Annotated in this window: 13 protein-coding genes and 2 tRNA genes; 9 read left to right on the forward strand and 6 right to left on the reverse strand. The window is 67.0% G+C overall.

The genetic code is table 11. The features are described 5' to 3' along the window. Window positions 1–111 precede the first annotated feature (111 nt). The 4 genes from U1H99_RS10305 to U1H99_RS10320 all read left to right on the forward strand — a co-directional run bounded on the left by U1H99_RS10305 (window position 112) and on the right by U1H99_RS10320 (window position 2,679). Window positions 112–384, forward strand: coding sequence for an HU family DNA-binding protein (locus U1H99_RS10305; RefSeq protein WP_141829851.1), 273 nt, complete (start codon window positions 112–114; stop codon window positions 382–384). Between the two features lie 48 nt (window positions 385–432). After that, window positions 433–509: transfer RNA gene (locus U1H99_RS10310), tRNA-Asp, on the forward strand. Between the two features lie 56 nt (window positions 510–565). Beyond that, window positions 566–642 (forward strand) — tRNA-Asp (locus tag U1H99_RS10315). A gap of 114 nt (window positions 643–756) precedes the next feature. After that, window positions 757–2,679: a SurA N-terminal domain-containing protein gene (locus tag U1H99_RS10320; RefSeq protein WP_323141643.1), complete on the forward strand. Its 1,923-nt coding sequence runs from the start codon at window positions 757–759 to the stop codon at window positions 2,677–2,679. Window positions 2,680–2,815: 136 nt separating this feature from the next. Here the strand turns inward: U1H99_RS10320 and mnmH are convergent, their stop codons facing one another. Together mnmH and U1H99_RS10330 are read right to left on the reverse strand one after the other, a co-directional pair. Continuing rightward, window positions 2,816–3,871 (reverse strand): tRNA 2-selenouridine(34) synthase MnmH, encoded by a 1,056-nt coding sequence (gene mnmH / locus U1H99_RS10325; protein WP_323141644.1) that lies wholly within the window; start codon window positions 3,869–3,871, stop codon window positions 2,816–2,818. Window positions 3,872–3,878: 7 nt separating this feature from the next. Next, window positions 3,879–4,511: an arylesterase gene (locus U1H99_RS10330; RefSeq protein WP_323141645.1), complete on the reverse strand. Its 633-nt coding sequence runs from the start codon at window positions 4,509–4,511 to the stop codon at window positions 3,879–3,881. Here U1H99_RS10330 and U1H99_RS10335 point away from each other — a divergent pair. Together U1H99_RS10335 and U1H99_RS10340 are read left to right on the forward strand one after the other, a co-directional pair. Then, window positions 4,510–5,235: an ABC transporter ATP-binding protein gene (locus tag U1H99_RS10335; protein ID WP_323141646.1), complete on the forward strand. Its 726-nt coding sequence runs from the start codon at window positions 4,510–4,512 to the stop codon at window positions 5,233–5,235. The genes U1H99_RS10330 and U1H99_RS10335 overlap by 2 nt on opposite strands. A gap of 2 nt (window positions 5,236–5,237) precedes the next feature. Next, on the forward strand, window positions 5,238–5,735 hold the full coding sequence (locus U1H99_RS10340; RefSeq protein ID WP_323141647.1) for a hypothetical protein: 498 nt from the start codon (window positions 5,238–5,240) through the stop codon (window positions 5,733–5,735). Here the strand turns inward: U1H99_RS10340 and U1H99_RS10345 are convergent. Then, window positions 5,695–7,221, reverse strand: coding sequence for an NAD(P)H-hydrate dehydratase (locus U1H99_RS10345; protein WP_323141648.1), 1,527 nt, complete (start codon window positions 7,219–7,221; stop codon window positions 5,695–5,697). The genes U1H99_RS10340 and U1H99_RS10345 overlap by 41 nt on opposite strands. Window positions 7,222–7,335: 114 nt before the next feature. Here U1H99_RS10345 and U1H99_RS10350 point away from each other — a divergent pair, with 114 nt between their 5' ends. Beyond that, window positions 7,336–10,956 carry a hydantoinase B/oxoprolinase family protein gene (locus U1H99_RS10350; protein ID WP_323142101.1) on the forward strand — a complete coding sequence of 1,207 codons (3,621 nt, stop codon included), beginning with the start codon at window positions 7,336–7,338 and terminating at the stop codon, window positions 10,954–10,956. A 143-nt stretch (window positions 10,957–11,099) separates the two neighbouring features. Here U1H99_RS10350 and U1H99_RS10355 read toward each other — a convergent pair whose 3' ends face one another. Continuing rightward, window positions 11,100–12,737: a response regulator gene (locus tag U1H99_RS10355; protein ID WP_323141649.1), complete on the reverse strand. Its 1,638-nt coding sequence runs from the start codon at window positions 12,735–12,737 to the stop codon at window positions 11,100–11,102. A 209-nt stretch (window positions 12,738–12,946) separates the two neighbouring features. On the opposite strand from U1H99_RS10355, the gene purL reads away from it, so the two are divergent. Continuing rightward, window positions 12,947–16,951, forward strand: a complete 4,005-nt coding sequence (purL, locus tag U1H99_RS10360) for a phosphoribosylformylglycinamidine synthase (RefSeq protein ID WP_323141650.1) — start codon at window positions 12,947–12,949, stop codon at window positions 16,949–16,951. Between the two features lie 72 nt (window positions 16,952–17,023). Here the strand turns inward: purL and U1H99_RS10365 are convergent, their stop codons facing one another. Further along, window positions 17,024–17,722, reverse strand: a complete 699-nt coding sequence (locus U1H99_RS10365) for a glutathione S-transferase family protein (protein ID WP_323141651.1) — start codon at window positions 17,720–17,722, stop codon at window positions 17,024–17,026. A gap of 270 nt (window positions 17,723–17,992) precedes the next feature. Here U1H99_RS10365 and lpxD point away from each other — a divergent pair, with 270 nt between their 5' ends. Further along, window positions 17,993–19,045 (forward strand): UDP-3-O-(3-hydroxymyristoyl)glucosamine N-acyltransferase, encoded by a 1,053-nt coding sequence (gene lpxD, locus U1H99_RS10370; protein WP_323141652.1) that lies wholly within the window; start codon window positions 17,993–17,995, stop codon window positions 19,043–19,045. Window positions 19,046–19,052: 7 nt separating this feature from the next. Here the strand turns inward: lpxD and U1H99_RS10375 are convergent, their stop codons facing one another. Beyond that, a complete protein-coding gene (locus U1H99_RS10375; RefSeq protein WP_323141653.1) occupies window positions 19,053–19,937 on the reverse strand; it encodes a dioxygenase family protein in 885 nt (294 codons plus the stop codon). Between the last annotated feature and the right edge of the window lie 33 nt (window positions 19,938–19,970).

Raw genomic sequence — 19,970 nt, forward strand, 5'->3', positions numbered from 1 at the left:
CACGGTACCATACTTGCTTGACATGAAGCATCACGCCCTTGTCTAATACGCGCTTGCGGTTTTGCCGGCGCTCGTCGCCTGGCAAGCCGGGAACGTAAATGAGGGAAAAGAGTGAACAAAACTGAATTGATCGAAGAAATCGCGAAGTCCGCGGACCTGACCAAAGCTTCTGCGGCGCGTGCCCTCGATGCGATGATCGAAGCGGTGACCAACACCCTGAAGAACAACGACAGCGTGACCCTGGTCGGCTTCGGCACCTTCACGGTCGGCGAACGCGCTGCCCGCACCGGCCGCGACCCGCGTACCAAGGAAGCCATCAAGATCAAGGCAGCCAAGGTCCCGAAATTTAAGGCTGGTAAAGCACTGAAAGATGCAGTAAACTAATGCCTCTTCTGCGCTGACACGCAGAGGTTGGTAGTGCCAGTATTTCGTGGAGCGGTAGTTCAGTTGGTTAGAATACCGGCCTGTCACGCCGGGGGTCGCGGGTTCGAGCCCCGTCCGCTCCGCCACCCATCCCAGTGCCAATGTCTGGCCGGATGAAGCGGTTTGCGAAATACACGAATTTGGAGCGGTAGTTCAGTTGGTTAGAATACCGGCCTGTCACGCCGGGGGTCGCGGGTTCGAGCCCCGTCCGCTCCGCCAGAATGTAAGAGAAGTGTCCCCTCCGGGCGACGCGGCTGAAAAAAAGGCGAACCCGAGGTTCGCCTTTTTTTTTGGTTTTTTTGTGAATGCATCTTCAACCTTGATTGGCTGACCATGTTTGAATTTATCCGTACTCACCAGCGTGTCATGCAGATCCTGCTGCTGCTGCTGATCCTGCCGTCCTTCGTCCTGGTCGGCGTCAGCAGTTACCAGGATCGCGGCGGCAGCAGCGATGGTGTGGCGACCGTGGACGGGAAAAAGATCACCCAGCAGGAGTGGGAAAACGCGCAGCGCCGCCAGATCGACCAGGCGCGCCAGATGATGGGCGCCCAGTTCGACCAGAAACTGTTCGACACGCCGGAAGCGAAACAGGCGATCCTCGATAACCTGGTGGCCGAACGCGCCATCAACGCCGAAGTCGCGCGCAGCAACCTCACCGTCAGCGACGCCGTGCTGGTCAAGGCCATCTCCGACATCCAGCAGTTCCGCAAGCCGGACGGCAGCTTCGACAAGGAAGGCTACTACGCCGCGATCGCCGCCCAGGGCATGAACGAGCAGCAGTTCAACGCGCGCATGCGCCACGACATGGCCGTGCAGCAGCTGGTCGGATCGATCCAGCAGACCGCCTTCGCCCCGCGCACCGTGTCGAACCGCCTGTCGGACATCAACGACCAGGAACGCGAAGTCCAGGAGCAGCTGTTCCCGGTCGCGAACTTCGTCGGCCAGGTGAAAGTCACCGACGACATGCTGAAAGCCTTCTACGACAAGAACGCCACCCTGTTCCAGGTGCCGGAAACCGTCAAGGCCGAATACGTCGTGTTCAACGCCGACGCCGTCGAGAAATCGGTGACCGTCTCGGACGCCGAGATCGCCGACGCCTACAACAAGAACAAGGCCCGCTTCACGACCGCTGAAAAGCGCAGCGCCAGCCACATCCTGATCAACGCACCGGCGGGCGCCAAGCCGGCCGACGATGCCGCCGCCAAGGCCAAGGCGCAAGCCATCCTGGATGAAGTGCGCAAGAACCCGGCCGACTTCGCGAAGATCGCCAAGGCGCAGTCGCAGGACCCGGGCTCGGCCGAGCTGGGCGGCGACCTCGGCAACATCGAGCGCGGCGTGTTCCCGGCCAAGCAGGTCGAAGACACGATCTACAGCCTGAAGGACGGTGAAATCAGCGGCCTGGTGCGTTCGGATTTCGGCTACCACATCATCAAGCTGACCAAGCTGACCCCGGCCACGCAGAAGAGCCTGGAAGATGCCAAGCCGGAAATCGCGGCCGAGCTGAAGAAGACCAAAATGTCGTCGAAGTATTCGGAACTGGCCGAGACCTTCTCGAACACCGTGTATGAGCAGGCCGACAGCCTGAAGCCGGTGGCCGACAAGCTGGGCCTGACCATCCAGACCGTGGACGGCCTGACCCGCACGCCGAATCCGGCACTGGGCACCTCGCCGGTCAACAACGACAAGTTCCTGAAGGCGATCTTCTCGAGCGACGCGCTGACCAACAAGCGCAACACCGAAGCGGTCGAAGTGGCGCCGAGCACCCTGGTGGCGGGCCGCGTGGTGGCTTCCAAGCCGGCGTCCAAGCGTCCGTTCGCGGAAGTCGAAGGCATCATCCGCCAGCGCGTGACCCAGGAAGAAGCCACCCGCCTGGCACGCCAGGCCGGCGAAGCCAAGCTGGCCGCGGCCAAGGCCTCGGGCGACGCCAGCGGCTTCGGCGACGTCAAGGTCGTGTCGCGCACCAAGGAACCGACCATCAACCAGACCGCCGCGCTGGCCGTTCTCAAGGCCGACACCAGCAAGCTGCCAGCCTACGTCGGCGTCGAGTTGCCGGGCCAGGGCTATGGCGTGTACCGCATCGCCAAGGTGTCGCAGCCGGCCCAGCCGGACACCGCGCGCCGCCAGCAGGAAGCCGAGCAGATCGCGAATGCGGTCGGCGGCGGCGAGACCTACGGTTTCGTGGAGGCGCTGAAGCACAAGGCCAAGGCCAAGATCAACGTCAAATCGGCCGACCTGGGTGTGAAGCAGGATCAGTAAGCACCACGTAGTCAGCATCACGTCTACGGCAAAAAGCCCGGTCCGCGCAAGCGGCCCGGGCTTTTTTCATGGCGGATGCGGCCGCCTTATTCGAAGGTGCCGCGCCCGGGCGCGGGCGCACCCGTGCGCGGAAAGCTCAAGCTGGATGCAGGTGGCGCGCGGCCGCGAGGAAATCGTCCGGGCCGATGTCTGCCAGTTCCAAGGCCTCGGCCCCCGCATACTGGGCAAAATTGCGGTCGATCGAACGCAGGTAAGCCGGGTCGTAGTGCTCGACCAGCAGCTGGTCGACCAGTTCCGGCATGCGGCCGCCGTTGGCCAGCCCGTGCCACGCTTTGATCTTGGCGTGGCCGTGCAGTTGGACCAGGTGGTCGAGCTGGGTGTTCAGCGCGGCCGGGTCGGCGGCGAAGTGCTCGTAGTCTTCCATCAGCAGGCGCACCCGGTTCGGGCGCGACAGCTGCAGCGCGATGCAGGGCGAAGCGCGCATGCGCGCCATCACGGCGTCGGGCACGCGCAGGTTGCCGACCTTCTTGCTTTCCGATTCGACGAATACCGGGCGCGCCGGATCGAAGCGCCGCAGCAGTTCCCAGATGCGGGTCTCGAAGGCTTTCTGGCTCGGCTGCGGTTCGTTCGGCAGGTGGCCCAGCACCGAGCCGCGGTGCGCCGCCAGCTGCTCGAGATCGAGCACTTGGGCGCCGATCGAATCGAGCACCTGCAGCAGGCGGCTCTTGCCGCTGCCGGTGGTGCCGCAGATCACGCGGAAGTCGAGCTTGCAGGGCTGTTCCAGCGCCGCGTTGACGTGGCCGCGGAAGGCCTTGTATCCGCCCTCCAGCTGCACTACCGGCCAGCCGATCTTGGCGAAGATCAGCGCCATCGAACCGCTGCGGTTGCCGCCGCGCCAGCAGTAGACCAGCGGCTTCCAGTCGCGCGGCTTGTCGGCGAACATGGTCTCGACCGCGTGCGCGATGTTTTTCGCCACCAGCGGCGCGCCCAGGCGCTTGGCTTCGAACGAGCCGACCTGCTTGTAGGTCGTGCCGACCAGGATGCGCTCGGCGTCGTTCAGCACCGGGCAATTGATCGCGCCCGGAATGTGATCGAGCGCGAACTCGGATTCGCTGCGCGCATCGATGATGGTGTCGAAGTCGTCGAGCAAAGGCAGGATGGTGTCGAAGTTCAGGACTGCAGGGTATTTCATCGAGTTCTTATTCTTTGATCAGCGGCGCGAATTGCGGCCAGATATTGTTGAGGATGGTCGGATGCGCGGTCGCCAGCGGATGCAGGCGGTCGGCCTGGAAGTTGGCCGGTTCCTGGGCCACGCCTTCGAGCATGAAAGGCACCAGCGGCACCTTCAGCTCGCCGGCCAGTTCCTTGTACATGCCGGAAAAGCGTTCGGTGTAGGCGCGGCCATAGTTCGGCGGCATGCGCATGCCGACCAGCAGGACCTTGGCACGGTTCTTCTGCGCCAGCGAAATCATGGTACGCAGGTTGTCTTCCGCGGCGTTCACCGGCAAACCGCGCAGGCCGTCGTTGGCGCCCAGTTCCAGCACCACCAGGTTCGGCTTGTGCTGCTGCAGCAGGGCCGGCAGGCGCGTACGGCCGCCGCTGGTGGTGTCGCCGCTGATGCTGGCGTTGACGATGCGCGCATCGATCTTCTGCGCCTTCAGGCGCTGTTCCAGCAGCGCGACCCAGCCGCTGCCGCGTGCCAGGCCATATTCGGCCGACAGGCTGTCGCCCACCACCAGTACGGTTTTTGGTGCAGAATAGGCACTCCCCGACGCCGCCAGCGCGAAGGCCGCGAGGGCACCTACGGTATATTTTTTGAGACGAGCAAGCATGCGTGATATTCCCGAGGCTACAAAAGGTGACAGCGTAACATTGGATAAGGAAAGAGGACGGCCTGCGATCGAGGTGATCGGCTTGTCGAAGCGGGTGGCCGACGCCAGCGGCGAACTCACCATCCTGCACGACGTCGATTTTACCGTGGGCGCGGCAGAGACGCTTGCCCTGGTGGGCGCCTCGGGGTCCGGCAAATCCACGCTGCTCGGCCTGCTGGCCGGCCTCGACACGCCATCGAGCGGGAAGGTGCTGCTCGACGGCACCGATATCTTCGCCCTCGACGAAGACGGCCGCGCGGCCTTCCGCAAGGCCAAGCTCGGCTTCGTGTTCCAGTCGTTCCAGCTGCTGGCGCACCTGAACGCCGTCGAAAACGTGATGCTGCCGCTGGAACTGCGCGGCGACGCCGACGCCCGCGGCAAGGCCGAAGCCATGCTCGGCCGCGTCGGCCTCGGCAGCCGCCTGCGCCACTATCCGAAATACCTGTCCGGCGGCGAACAGCAGCGCGTCGCGCTGGCGCGCGCCTTCGTCACCGAGCCGCCGCTGCTGTTCGCCGACGAACCGACCGGCAGCCTGGACGCGGCCACCGGCGAAGCGGTCATCCAGCTGATGTTCGAACTGAACCGCGAGCGCGGGTCGACGCTGGTGCTGGTGACGCACGATCCGGCGATGGCGGCGCGCTGCGGGCGTACACTGACCATTGCGGCGGGGCGTTTGCAAACCTGAGCATGGATCGCGCCTATGTGATGAACAGCCTGCTCGTGGACGATGGGTCATGCCGGGACATCAACTTCTCGCAGTGCATCTCCACGCATGGGGCGAAGTCGCTGCTGGACACCCTCTCGGCGTTCTGGACGCTGACGGAGGCGACGGATGCCGAGGGTGAAGACGTAGCCGATGCCTGTCTCGGCGCATCGCTGAGCCGGCAGGAGGGGGCGTTGCGAACCCTGTGGCATGGACCCGGTCTGTTGCGTGACTTGCAGGCCTTTCTTTACTGGCCAGCCCATGACCAGGTGTTTTGCGAGCTGACCTTCTTTCCCGAAGCCCTCGATGTGCCGGGGTTCACGCTGGAAGGTTTGTTGACGCAGCTGGCCACCTTCGTGCGCGTCACCGGATCGCGAGAATATTACGTTCGTTTCGAAAACGCCGCGTGGCGTCACGGCTGCCACGACAGGGACCAGGGCGTCATTCTGTCTCACCTGTCCGTCCCCCTGCCGCTGGCGTAGCCGCTACCAGCCTATTGCGTTCGGCCCGGATCGCGCGCGGCAGCTCGCCCGCCGTCAGGCCGATCGGCCCGGCGCCATCCGCCACCAGCCGGTCCGCCGCGGCCCCGTGCAGCCACACCGCACCCAGCGCCGCTTCCCACGCCGGCCAGCCTTGCCCCAGCAGGGCGCCGCACACGCCGGCCAGCACGTCGCCGCTGCCGCCGGTCGCCAGCCCGGGATTCCCGGTGGGGTTGATCGCGACCTCGCCGTCCTGGCGCGCGATCACGCTGCCGGCGCCTTTCAGCACCACCACCGCATTCAGGCGCTGCGCCAGTTCACGCGCGTTTTCGAGGCGGTCGGCCTGCACGATGGCGGCGGTCACGCCGAGCAGGCGCGCCGCTTCCAGCGGGTGCGGCGTCAGCACCACGGGCCCGTCGTGATGGGCCAGGCGCGCCTGTAGGTCGGGGCTGGCCGCCACCAGGTTCAGGCCGTCGGCATCGAGCAGCAGCGGCCCGCTGCCGTCGATCACCTTGCCGAGCAGGCGCATGGCTTGGCTCGAATCGCCCAGGCCGGGCCCGGCAACCACCGTGCGCCGCTCGAACGCGAATCCCGCCGCGTCGCGCAGCATGATTTCCGGCTGCAGCGGATCGACGCCCAGCGCCGCATCGAGGGCCACCAGGAACACCCGGCCGGCACCGGCGAACAGCGCGCCGCGCGCCGCCAGCAGGCCTGCGCCCAGCATGCCCGGCGCGCCGCCCAGCACCGCCACGTCGCCGAAGCTGCCCTTGTGCGAATTGCGCCGCCGCGGCGCCAGGCAGGCGCCGAACAGCGCCGGCGTATTGCACCGGACCTGCGCCGCCTCCCGCACCGCGACGTCGAGCAGGTCGACGCTCACCCGGCCCGCGTAGTCGCAGCCGTCGCCCGTATGCAGCCCCGGTTTGTCGCCGAGGAAGGTGATGGTGTGGGTCGCGGCGACCGCCACCCCGCCCGGGCCGACGATGGCGCCGGTATCCGCATCCAGGCCGCTCGGCACGTCCAGCGCCAGCACCGGGCCGCGCATGATATTCACCTGTTCGGCCAGCTGGCGCGCCTGGCCGGTCAGCGGGCGGGTCAGGCCGATGCCGAACAGGCCATCCACCACCAGCGCGTACTGCGCATCGGCCGCGACGGCATCGATGAAGCGCAGGCCGGCGCCGCGCGCGCGTTCCAGCGCCGCCTGGGTTTCCGGCGAGGGCGTGCTGCCGGCCAGGTGCACGACCTCGACCGTCCAACCGGCTTCGCTCAGATGGACCGCGGCTTCCAGCGCATCGCCACCGTTGTTGCCGGGACCAGCCAGCACCATCACTGGTAATGACAGGTCGGCCACGGGCCGGCCTTTCAACAAGTCCAGTGCTCGGGCCGCTGATGCGGCGCCGGCGCGCCGCATCAGCGTGCCCGGCGGGAGGCCGGCCTGGGCTGCCTGTTCGATGGCGCGGATCTGGGCGACGCTGTAGAGCTGGGTGTCCATGCAAAGTCCGATGAAGAGGGTAGACATGCATTTTCGCTAAAATCCGTCCGGCGTGCTGCACGCGACTACAATAGGCGCAGCGACCGAATGGAGACATGGATGGCAGAGACAGGCATGGACTGGCAGTTCTGGATCGACCGCGGCGGCACCTTTACCGACATCGTTGCCCGCCGCCCCGACGGCGGCCTGGTGACCCACAAGCTGCTGTCCGAGAATCCGGAACAGTACCGCGACGCCGCCGTGGCCGGCATCCGCCACCTGCTCGGGCTGCAGCCCGGCGACGCCATCCCCGGCGGCCGGGTGGAGGCCGTCAAGATGGGCACCACGGTCGCCACCAACGCGCTGCTCGAACGCAAGGGCGAGCCCACCGCGCTGGCGATCACGCGCGGGTTCCGCGACGCGCTGCGCATCGCCTACCAGAACCGGCCGCGCCTGTTCGACCGCCACATCGTGCTGCCCGAGCTGCTGTATGCGCGCGTCATCGAGATCGACGAGCGCATGGGCGCCCACGGCGAGGTCGTGCAGGCGCTCGACCAGGAAGCGGCCCGGCGCGCCCTGCAGCAGGCCTACGACGACGGCCTGCGCGCGCTGGCCATCGTCTTCATGCACGGCTACCGCTACAGCGGCCACGAAGCGGCGGTGGCACGCATCGCGCGCGAGATCGGCTTCACGCAAGTGTCGGTATCGCATGCGGTCAGCCCGCTGATGAAGCTGGTGGCGCGCGGCGACACCACCGTGGTCGACGCCTACCTGTCGCCGATCCTGCGCCGCTACGTCGACCAGGTGGCGGGCGAGCTGCCCGGCGTGAATCTGCAGTTCATGCAGTCGAACGGCGGCCTGACCGATGCGCGCGCCTTCCAGGGCAAGGACAGCATCCTGTCCGGCCCGGCCGGCGGCATCGTCGGCATGGTGCGCGCCAGCCGCCTGGCCGGCTTCGAGCGCGTGATCGGCTTCGACATGGGCGGCACCTCGACCGACGTCTCGCACTACGCCGGCGAATTCGAGCGCGTGTTCGAGACCCAGGTCGCGGGCGTGCGCATGCGCGCGCCGATGATGAGCATCCATACGGTGGCGGCGGGCGGCGGCTCGATCCTGCATTTCGACGGCAGCCGCTACCGCGTGGGGCCGGACAGCGCCGGCGCCAATCCCGGCCCGGCCAGCTACCGGCGCGGCGGGCCGCTGTGCGTCACCGATGCCAACGTCATGCTCGGCAAGCTGCAGCCGCGCCACTTCCCGCACGTGTTCGGGCCGCAGGCGAACGAAGCGCTCGACGTCGACGCGGTGCGGGCCGGTTTCGCGGCGCTGGCTGCGGAAATCGGCCGCGCCGGCGGGCAGGCCGCGCCGTCGCCCGAATCCGTGGCGGAAGGCTTCATCCGCATCGCCGTCGGCAACATGGCGAATGCGATCAAGCAGATCTCGGTGCAGCGCGGCCACGACGTCACCGACTACACGCTGACCAGCTTCGGCGGCGCTGGCGGCCAGCATGCCTGCCTGGTGGCCGATGCGCTGGGCATGAAGACGGTGTTCATCCACTCGCTGGCCGGCGTGCTGTCGGCCTACGGCATGGGCCTGGCCGACCAGAGCGCGATGCGCGAGCATGCGGTCGAGCGGCGCCTGGACGCCATCGGCGAGGGCGAGCTGGCGCTGACGCTGGAAGGACTGGCCGGGACCGCGCGCGAGCAGCTGCTGGCGCAGGGCGTGCAGATCGAGCGCATCGAACTGCTGCATCGCGTGCACCTGCGCTACGAAGGCACGGATGCGGCGATCGTGGTCGCCTTCGGCAGCAGCGAAGCCATGCGAGCACGCTTCGAGCAGGCGTACCGGCGCCGCTTTTCCTTCCTAATGCCGGATAAGGCGCTGGTGGTGGAAGCGGTGTCGGTGGAAGCGCTGGGGCGCTCGGACGCGCCGCCGGAGCAGCCGCTCGACGCCCCGCTGCGCGAGGACACGCCGGCGCCCTGCGAAGCGGTGCCGATGTTCGGCGACGGCGCCTGGCGCGCTACCGGCGTCTACCTGCGCCGCAGCCTGGCGCCGGGCCACCGCATCGCCGGGCCGGCCATCATCGCCGAGGACAATGCGACCACGATCGTGGAGGCGGGCTGGCAAGCCGAGGTCACGCCGTACGACCACCTGGTGCTGCGGCGCGTGGCGGCGCTGCCCGAACGCCACGCGATCGGTACCAGCGCCGATCCGATCATGCTCGAGATCTTCAACAACCTGTTCATGTCGATCGCCGAGCAGATGGGCCTGCGCCTGCAGAACACGGCGTATTCCGTCAACATCAAGGAGCGTCTCGACTTCAGCTGCGCGATCTTCGATGCGGACGGCAACCTGGTCGCGAATGCGCCGCACATGCCGGTGCACCTGGGTTCGATGGGCGAGAGCATCAAGGCCGTGATGCGCAAGAACGCAGGCCGCATGCAGGCCGGTGACGTGTTCATGCTGAACGATCCGTACAACGGCGGCACCCATCTGCCGGACGTGACGGTGATCTCGCCGGTGTTCGACGAAGCCGGCAAGGAGAACGGGGAGCCGGACCTCCTGTTCTACGTCGGCTCGCGCGGCCATCACGCCGACATCGGCGGCACCACGCCGGGCTCGATGCCGCCGGATTCCACGCACGTCGAGGAAGAGGGCGTCCTGATCGACAATTTTAAATTGGTCGATGGCCGCGACGCTCAGCTGCGCGAAGCCGAAACGCGCGCGCTGCTGGCCGGCGCACGCTACCCGGCGCGCAATCCGGACCAGAACCTGGCCGACCTGCGCGCCCAGGTCGCGGCCAACCAGAAGGGTGTCGAGGAACTGCACAAGATGGTGGCGCTGTACGGCCTCGACGTGGTGCGGGCCTACATGGGCCACGTGCAGGACAATGCCGAGGAGGCGGTGCGGCGCGTGATCGGCGCCCTGAAGGACGGCCGCTTCGTCAACCAGCTCGACAACGGCGCCCGCATCGAGGTCGCGATCCGCGTCGACCAGGCCGCGCGCAGCGCCGAGATCGACTTCAGCGGCACCTCGGGCCAGCTGCCCAACAATTTCAATGCGCCGTCGAGCGTGTGCATGGCGGCGGTGCTGTACGTGTTCCGCACGCTGGTCGAGGATGCGATCCCGCTGAACGCCGGCTGCCTGAAACCGCTGAAAGTCATCATCCCGCCCGGGTCGATGCTGAATCCGCATTACCCGGCCTCGGTGGTATCGGGGAACGTCGAGACCTCGACCTGCATCACCAACGCCCTGTACGGCGCGCTCGGCGTGATGGCGGCCAGCCAGGGCACGATGAACAACTTCACCTTGGGGAATGCGCGCTACCAGTATTACGAGACCATTTCCGGCGGCTCAGGCGCCGGCCCCGGCTTCGACGGCACCGACGTGGTGCAGACCAACATGACCAACTCGCGCCTGACCGATCCGGAAATCCTGGAGTTCCGCTTTCCGGTGCGGCTGGAGAGTTACGCGATCCGTCCCGGGTCGGGCGGGGCGGGGCGCTGGCATGGTGGGAATGGCGGGGTACGCCGGATCCACTTCCTGGAGCCGATGACGGCGGCGATTTTGTCGAACAACCGCCTGCATGCGCCGTTCGGGATGGCTGGCGGGGAGCCTGGGAAAAAGGGACGGAATCTGGTCGAGCGCGCGGATGGGCGGGTCGAGGAGCTGGGGCATATCGGGAAGACCGATATGGGGCCGGGGGATGTGTTCGTTATCGAGACGCCGGGTGGTGGGGGTTACGGCACGCCCGGATAAGCGCGAGCCGATGCTTCGCGATAGGGTGGACGGCTGTGCCGTCCACGCGGCGAGTGAGCGGCAGCCATCACGTGCACGAGATCGGAGCTCGCGCCAATCGACGCGTGGACGGGGAACCCGTCCACCCTACCGTCAACAGAGGGTCACGTCGAAATACCGTACTTCCGCTTGGCTGCCGCAAACTCCGCCTCCAGCGCCGCCAGCCGCGGATGCGACGCATCCAGCCCGCGGATATGCGCCAGCTGCTCGCCGCACAAGCTCCCCAGCGGCTCGTCCCAACCCATCTCCATCACTTGGCGCAGGATGCCGCCGACCAGCGCGATCATCACCTGCAGGTTGTTCGGCGCCATGTTGAGCGCTTCCAGCAGCGTCTGCACCGCGCCGCGCACGTCGCCCATGTTGCGCTTTTCGTCGGCGATGCCGAGCAGGATCTGGGCCTGGGCGCGCAGCTGCTTCACCATGCCTTCGGCGAGGTCGGGGCGGCCGGCGTCCACGAATACCTCGGTGGCCTGGCGCGCCGACACGCCGGCGTCTTGCGGCGTCGCCGTGCCCAGTCCCGCCATCATCACGGCGGCGGCTTCGTCGTCGAGCCGGTGCGCCAGGCAGGCGCGCGCCAGGTCGGCCCGCACGGCGCCGGACAGCGCGCTGCCGCCGCGCACCGCGTCGACCGCCTGCTTCAGCTGCGCCACCGCGCCGGCGCCGTTGCCGCCGGCGTCCTGCACCAGCGCGCCGGCGAGGGCGGCGCAGGCGGCCGTCTCGGGGGCGCCCTGCAGCGAACGCTCCATGTCGCGGATCACGCCGCCGGCCGCCGATGCGTCGCCCCTGGCGACCAGCGCCTTGACCAGGCCGAGGTGGTCTTGCGGCGTGCGGAATGCGGAATGGCGCGAGCGCGCTACCGCTTGACGGTAGGACTGTTCGGCGGCGGCGGGGTCGCCGGCGTCAAGCGCGACCTCGCCCAGCCGGCGCAGGCGCCCGACCATGTGCGGCGAGAGCGCCACCGCGGCCGCCAGCACCTTCTGCGCCCCGGCGTGGTCGGCGCGCGCTTCGTGGCAGCGCGCCAGCAGGTCGTAGGCCCCCATCAGGCGCGGATTGTCGTCGATCAGGGCGTCGAGCAAGGCCGCGGCTTCGGCTATGCGCTCCTGCTCGACCATCGCGCGCGCCAGTCCGAGTCCGGCCCAGCCCAGCGGCCGCGCTGCCAGCACCTCGCGGTACACGCGTTCTGCTTCGCGCGGCTCGCGCAGCGAGGCGTGCAGCTCGGCGCGCAGGCGCGCGAAGTCGAAAGCGAAGCGCGGCCTGGCGCCGGCGCCGTCGATGCAGGCCTGGATCGCAGCGCGCGGCTGGCCCTGCGCCACCAGCTGGTAGGCCGGCAGCAGGGCGGCGCGGCGCTCGAGCGCGCGCGTGATGCGCTCGTGCAGCATGCCGGCGGTAAAGGGCTTGAGCACGTAGTCGGTGGGCGCCAGCTCGGCCGCGCTGACCACCTTGTCGCGGCTGCCCTCGGCGGTCAGCATGATGAAGATGGCCCAGGGCGGGATAATGCGCTCGCGGCGCAGGTCTTCGAGCAACTGCTGGCCGTCCTGGCCCGGGCCGCCGAGGTCGTATTCGCACAGGATCACGTCGAAGCCACGGCGTGCCAGCTGCCTGACGGCGGTGCCGGCGTTGACGGCGAACTCGACGCGCGTGATGCCAGCCCCGTTGAGCATGTTCTGCAGGTTGGCGCGGATGCCCGGATTCGGGTCCACGACCAGTACGCTCAGCTGAGCACTCGACTGAGCATGCTGCAAGGCGTTTTGTGGCGTAGTTGGGCTGGTTTCGGGCATCGTCGTTCTCGTCTGGACCGCACTACAATAAGCGATTCCTCGTCACCCTGCCAAGCGTGTGGGGGCACGGTGCCGCGGCCGAGGCGCTTCCAGAGTGTCAACAGTGGCCGACACTGTATAATAGCGGGCTATCTTTCACCCGCAGCCACGCTGCATCAACCGACTGTTTAGCCATGTTGATTCTGCCGGGTTCCAACGCCCTCTCTGCCTTCCGTAGCAACCGCCTCCTCGCGCAACTGCAAGCCGTCGCCCCGACGATTGCCGCCGTGCAGGCACGTTACTACCACTTCATCGACGCCAGCAGCCCTCTCACCACGGAGGATACCGAGCGTCTGACGGCCATGCTCACCTACGGCGAGCCTGTGCCGGAAACGCAGTACGAGGGCGTGACCGAGGAGTTCTTCGTCATCCCGCGCCTGGGCACGATCTCGCCCTGGGCCTCGAAGGCCACCGATATCGCCCACAACTGCGGCATGGCCCACATCCACCGCATCGAACGCGGCGTGGCCTACACCGTGGTGCTGAAAAGCGGCATCCTCGGCACCGGCTTTGGCGCACCCAAGAAGCTGCCGGACAACGAAATCGCCGCCGTCTCGGCGCTGCTGCACGACCGCATGACGGAAACCGTGCTGCGCAACGCCGACCAGGCCCAGGCGCTGTTCACCGAACTCGAAGGCCGTCCGCTGGAATCGGTCGACATCCTGGGTAGCGCCGGCCGCAATGCGCTGGTGCAGGCCAATGTGGACATGGGACTGGCCCTGGCCGAAGACGAGATCGACTACCTGTTCGACGCCTTCACCCGCGTGCAGCGCAACCCGACCGACGTCGAACTGATGATGTTCGCCCAGGCCAACAGCGAACATTGCCGCCACAAGATCTTCAACGCCGAGTGGACCATCGACGGCGTCAAGCAGGACAAGTCGCTGTTCGGCATGATCAAGAACACGCACCAGCTGCAGCCGAAGGGCACGATCGTGGCCTACAGCGACAACTCGTCGATCATGGAAGGCGCGGAAGTGATGCGCTTCTTCCCGCAAGGTGAAGCCCACGAATACAGCCCGGCCACTCAGCTGACCCACACGCTGATGAAGGTCGAGACCCACAACCACCCGACCGCGATCTCGCCGTTCCCGGGCGCCTCGACCGGCGCCGGCGGCGAGATCCGCGACGAGGGCGCGACCGGCCGTGGCGCCAAGCCGAAGGCCGGCCTGACCGGCTTCACGGTGTCGAACCTGAACATCCCGGGTGCCGAACAAGCCTGGGAAACGCCGGCCTACGGCAAACCGGAACGCATCGCCTCGCCGCTGCAGATCATGGTCGACGGCCCGCTCGGCGGCGCCGCCTTCTCCAACGAATTCGGGCGTCCGGTGCTGGGTGGCTACTTCCGCACCTACGAGCAGAACGTCGGCAAGACCGCGCTGGGCGACAACACCGTGTTCGGCTACCACAAGCCGATCATGATCGCCGGCGGCATCGGCAACATCTCGAACGAACACACCCACAAGAACGACATTCCGCCGGGCAGCCTACTGATCCAGCTCGGCGGCCCCGGCATGCGCATCGGCATGGCCGGCGCGGCGGCGTCGTCGATGGCGACCGGCACCAACACCGCCGACCTCGATTTCGACTCGGTCCAGCGCGGCAATCCGGAGATGGAGCGCCGGGCCCAGGAAGTCATCAACAGCTGCTGGCAGCTGGGTAGCGCCAACCCGATCATCTCGATCCACGACGTCGGCGCCGGCGGCATCTCGAACGCCTTCCCGGAAATCACCAACGACGCCAAGCGCGGCGCCACCTTCGACCTGCGCAAGGTACCGCTGGAAGAAAGCGGCATGTCGCCGCGCGAAATCTGGAGCAACGAGTCGCAGGAGCGCTACGTGCTGGCGATTTCTCCCGACGACCTGGCGCGCTTCGCCGCCATCTGCGAGCGCGAGCGCTGCCTGTTCGCCGCGGTCGGCGTCGCCACCGAGGAACGCCAGCTGCGCCTGATCGACCCGCTGACCAACACCTCGCCGGTCGACATGCCGATGGACGTCCTGCTCGGCAAGCCGCCGAAGATGTCGCGCAACGTCGAGCATGTGCAGAACGACTTCGCGCCGGTCGACGTCACCGGACTGGAGCTGACCGAAGTGGCGCGCCGCGTGCTGCTGCTGCCGACCGTGGCCGACAAATCCTTCCTGATCACCATCGGCGACCGCAGCGTCGGCGGCATGAGCGTGCGCGACCAGATGGTCGGCCCGTGGCAGGTGCCGGTGGCCGACGTCGCCGTCACCACCATGAGCTTCGAAGGCTTCAAGGGCGAGGCGATGGCGATGGGCGAACGCACCCCGGCCGCCGTCATCGATGCGCCCGCCTCGGGCCGCATGGCCGTCGGCGAAGCGATCACCAACATCGCCGCGGCACCGATCGCCGACATCACCGACATCAAGCTGTCGGCCAACTGGATGGCGGCCTGCGGCCAGCCGGGCCAGGACGCCGCGCTGTTCGACACCGTCAAGGCGGTCGGCATGGAACTGTGCCCGGCGCTGGGCGTGTCCATCCCGGTCGGCAAGGATTCGCTGTCGATGCGCACGACCTGGAACGATAACGGTGAATCGAAGGCGGTCATTTCTCCTGTCTCGCTGATCGTCTCGGCCTTTGCCCCGGTGGGCGACGTGCGCAAGACGCTGACCCCGCAGCTGCGCACCGACCTGGGCGACACCTCGCTGATCCTGATCGACCTGGGCCGCGGCAAGAACCGTCTCGGCGCCTCGGCGCTGGCGCAGGTCACCGGCCAGCTCGGCAACGAGACCCCGGACCTCGATAACCCGGCCGACCTGAAAGCCTTCTTCGCGGCCGTCCAGCAACTGAACGCGGACGGCAAGCTGCTGGCCTACCATGACCGTTCCGACGGCGGCCTGTTCGCGGCCCTGTGCGAAATGGCCTTCGCCGGCCGCGCCGGCGTCTCGGTCAACCTCGACATCCTGACCATGGAAGGCGAGCACGCCTCCGACCACGGCGACGCCAAGAACTGGACGGCGCAGGTCGGCGAGCGCCGCAACGAGATGACGCTGCGCGCGTTGTTCAGCGAAGAGCTGGGCGCCGTGATCCAGGTGCGCCACGACGAGCGCAGCGCGGTTATGAACGTGCTGCGCAGCTTCGACCTCGGCGCCTGCAGCCACATCATCGGCAAGGTCAACGACCGCGGCGTGATCGAGTTCACCCGCGACACCAAGGTCATCTACCAGGAGCGCAGGAGCGCGTTGCACCGCCTGTGGAGCGAGACCAGCTGGCGCATCGCGCGCCTGCGCGACAACCCGGCATGCGTCGACCAGGAATACGAGCGCCTGCTGGACGAACAGGACCCGGGCTTCACGCCGAAGCTGGTGCACGACACCGAGGTCAACATCGCCGCACCGTTCATTGCCACCGGCGCGCGTCCGAGCGTGGCCATCCTGCGCGAGCAGGGCGTCAACTCGCACATCGAAACCGCCTGGGGCATGCACCAGGCCGGCTTCAAGGCGGTGGACGTGCACATGAGCGACCTGATCGCCGGCCGCGTCTCGCTGCAGGACTTCAAGGGCCTGATCGCCGTCGGCGGTTTCTCCTACGGCGACGTGCTGGGCGCGGGCGAGGGCTGGGCCAAGACCATCCTGTTCAACGCCGCTCTGAAAGAACAGTTCGCCGCCTTCTTCGGCCGCGACGACACCTTCGGCATGGGCGTCTGCAACGGCTGCCAGATGATGAGCAACCTGAAGGGCATCATCCCGGGCGCCGAAGCCTGGCCGAAGTTCACCCGCAACAAGTCGGAACAGTTCGAGGCGCGCTTCGGCATGGTCGAGGTGCTGGATTCGCCGTCGATCTTCTTCCAGGACCTGGCCGGCACGCATGCGCCGCTGGCGATCGCCCACGGCGAGGGCTTTGCCGATTTCTCGCAGACCGGCGACCTGTCGAAGGTCGTGCAGACCTTGCGCTATGTCGACAATCGTGGCCAGGCGACCGAGGCGTACCCGTTCAATCCGAACGGTTCGCCGGGCGGCCTGACCGCGGTGACTACGCCGGACGGCCGCTTCACCGTCATGATGCCGCACGCCGAGCGTGTGCAGCGTACCGTGACCATGTCCTGGCATCCGGATGCCTGGGGCGAGAATTCGCCCTGGGCACGCATGTTCCAGAACGCGCGCAAGTGGGTCGGCTGATTTGATTTGATGTGATGCGTCACGAAAAAGCGCTCCCTTGGGAGCGCTTTTTTTACCGGCCCGCGCCGATCGTCAGGCCGGATTGTCGATCTCCGGAATCCCGCTATTGCGGTCGGCATAGGCAGCCTTGAAGGCCGGCCGCTGTTGCCAGCGCTGCCAGTAGGCATCCAGGAATTCGAAACGCTCGTCGAGCGGCGTGGCGATCACGGGGAATTTCGAAAACGCGATGGCGGTTGCCAGCGTGATGTCGGCAAACGTCGGCTGGTCGCCGCCCAGCAGCCATTGGCGTCCGTCCGACAGCTGCTTGTTGACCAGCGCGGCATGCGCGATGGCTTCCTTGCGGCAGTGCTCGCCCCATGCCTCATTCTTCGTGAGTTCCAGCTTGAAACCCAGGCCGGTATGCAGGACGTGGAAGGCCGTGGTCAGGCGGTACAGGATGTGGACCCAGATGCGGTGGTCCCACATGCTGTCCAGGCCCTGTTCCAGGGGCGTGTCGCCGGTGAGCTTGCGGCCCGGGTAGGCCTGGTCCAGGTAACGGACCACGGCGGCGGTCTCGGAAATATAGCTGCCGTCAGCCAATTGCAGGGTCGGGGTCTCGCCCCACTCGTTCATTTTGAGATGGCGCCAGCCGCGTTGCTCGCCGACCGGCGTCATGTTGTAGACAGTCTCTTCGAATTGATCTGCGATTCCCTTTTCATGCATGAACAGGCGCAGGCGCTGGGGGTTGGGAAATGCGGATGGCGAAGTAAAGACACGTAGTTTGGTAGTCATTCGGGCGGTTCCTCGGTTGTGTTGTTCATGAAGCCGTGCCTCGATAAGACGGCCCGGCCGCACCGTCTGCTTGATGAGGCAATGAACAGACTGTACCAGTCCTGCATAGAATCCATCGCACGATCCCCGTCGTTCGCCGCGGCAGCGATTGGACGGTCAGGCGTTTGCGCTGCAACAGGACGGCCATCGAGGCGCTCCTCAGGCGGGAACTGTCAGCCTTATCGATGAGTCCAAACGACGCATATGGACACGGCGACGAAAGGTGAGGCGATGGGAACGCGACTCGGTGAGCTGGTGGAGCGCTTCGGTGGACAACTTGCGGGCAGTCCGGACGTCGAGGTCACGGCGATCGCCTCGCTCGAGCGCGCCGGGGCGTCGGAAATCAGCTTCCTGAGCAACAGCAGGCTGCGTACCCTGGCGCTGCAGAGCCGGGCCGCCGCCCTGATCCTGTCGCCCCAGGACGATGACGCCGTGGCTGCCGGTTACGCGGGCGCCCGCATCGTCACCGCCAATCCCCATGCGTATTTTGCGCAGGCCGCGCAATACCTGGTGCGGGCAAGCGAAGAACCGGCGGCGGGCGGCATCCATCCCACGGCGGTGGTCCACGGCACGGCAAGCGTCGACCCCACGGCCTGCATCGGCCCGCACGTCACGGTAGAGGCCGGCGCGACGATCGGTGCGCACGCCGTGATCGATGCCGGTTGCTATATCGGCCGCGACGCCGTCATCGGCGACCATACCCACCTGTTCGCCAACGTGAGCTTCCACGCGCGCTGCGTCATCGGCGCACGCGGCATCATCCACGCCGGCGCCGTGATCGGCGGCGACGGCTTCGGCTTTGCCGTGGACGACGGCGTCTATATAAAAATCCCGCAGGTCGGCCGCGTGCTCATCGGCGACGACGTCGACATCGGCGCCAGCACCACGGTCGACCGCGGCGCCCTGGACGACACCGTCATCGAGGACGGCGTCAAGCTCGACAACCAGATCCAGATCGGCCACAACTGCCGCATCGGCGCCCATACCGCCATGGCCGGCTGCGTCGGCGTGGCCGGCAGTGCGGTCATCGGCCGGTACTGCACTTTCGGCGGCGCGGCCATGGTCAACGGCCACATCGACATCTGCGATCATGTCGACATCACCGCCGGCACACTGGTCGCGCACTCGATCAGGGAGCCGGGCCGCTACACCGGCTATTACCCGATAACGCGCAATGCCGAGTGGGAGCGCAATGCCGCGCTGCTGCGCAATCTGCCGGCGCTGCGCGACAAGATCCGTGCACTGGAGCGTGCGCTCAAGGCGCTCGGCGGCAGTGAGGACTGACGGGGCATTAGAGCGAGACGCCGATCGTCAGCGTCACCACGTAGCCGTTGACCGGGTCGCCAGTGACAGAGGCGATTTGCAGCGAAGTGCCGTCGCTGAACACGTTGTCGGTGGCGTAGCTAATGCTCGACAGGTTGCGTGAACTGCTGGCATAGGCGGTCGTCGAATACGCTTCGTTGAGCGTCGCCATCGGAAAAGTGAATTGCGAGGTCTTGACGCGGTTGGCGGCGCTGGTGGCCTTGGCCAGGCTGGGATAGACCTCGAAGTGGATGTGCGGCATGCGGCCGGCGTAGCAGCCGGGGAAGATGGTAGTAAAGGTCACGATGCCGCTGCTGTCGGCTTCCTGCACGCCGCGCAGGTAGTTTTCCTTGGTCAGGCCGGTGGCATACATCGAATAATTGCCGTCGCGGTCGCAATGCCAGAGGTAGACGGCGGCGCCGGCGGCGCTGGCGCAGCTGTTGCCGACGTTGACGATCTGCAGTTTCAGCGTGGTCGGAATGCCGGCCGCGGTGGCGCTGCCGGGCGATACGCTGGTGCGGATGTCGCTGCGCACGATGCCGGACAGCGTGAGTGCGTTGGCGATGCCGCTGCCGTTGCTGTTGGTGCCGTCGCCAGGGTAGGGGCCGCCGGTCTCTTCAGGAATGACGCTGCAGGTGCCGTTGCTGCCGGTGCCTGTGCCTGTGCTCGTACCGGTGCCGGTACTGCCGGTGCTGGTCGTCCCGCCGTTGCCGGTCGTCGTCGACGCCGTGGTGGTGCTGCTACCGCCGCCGCAGCCGATCAAGGGCAGGGCGGCGGCGCCGGCAAACAGCCAGCGCAATGACTGGCGGCGGTCGGACTGGGTGGCGAGCATGCGCTCGAGGTCGTCGGCAAGGGTGGTGTGTTCGTGGTCCATGATTCAATCTTTCATCGCGCGTGGGGGCGGCCG

The sequence above is a fragment of the Massilia phyllosphaerae genome (assembly GCF_034659755.1).
Classification (GTDB): domain Bacteria; phylum Pseudomonadota; class Gammaproteobacteria; order Burkholderiales; family Burkholderiaceae_D; genus Telluria; species Telluria phyllosphaerae.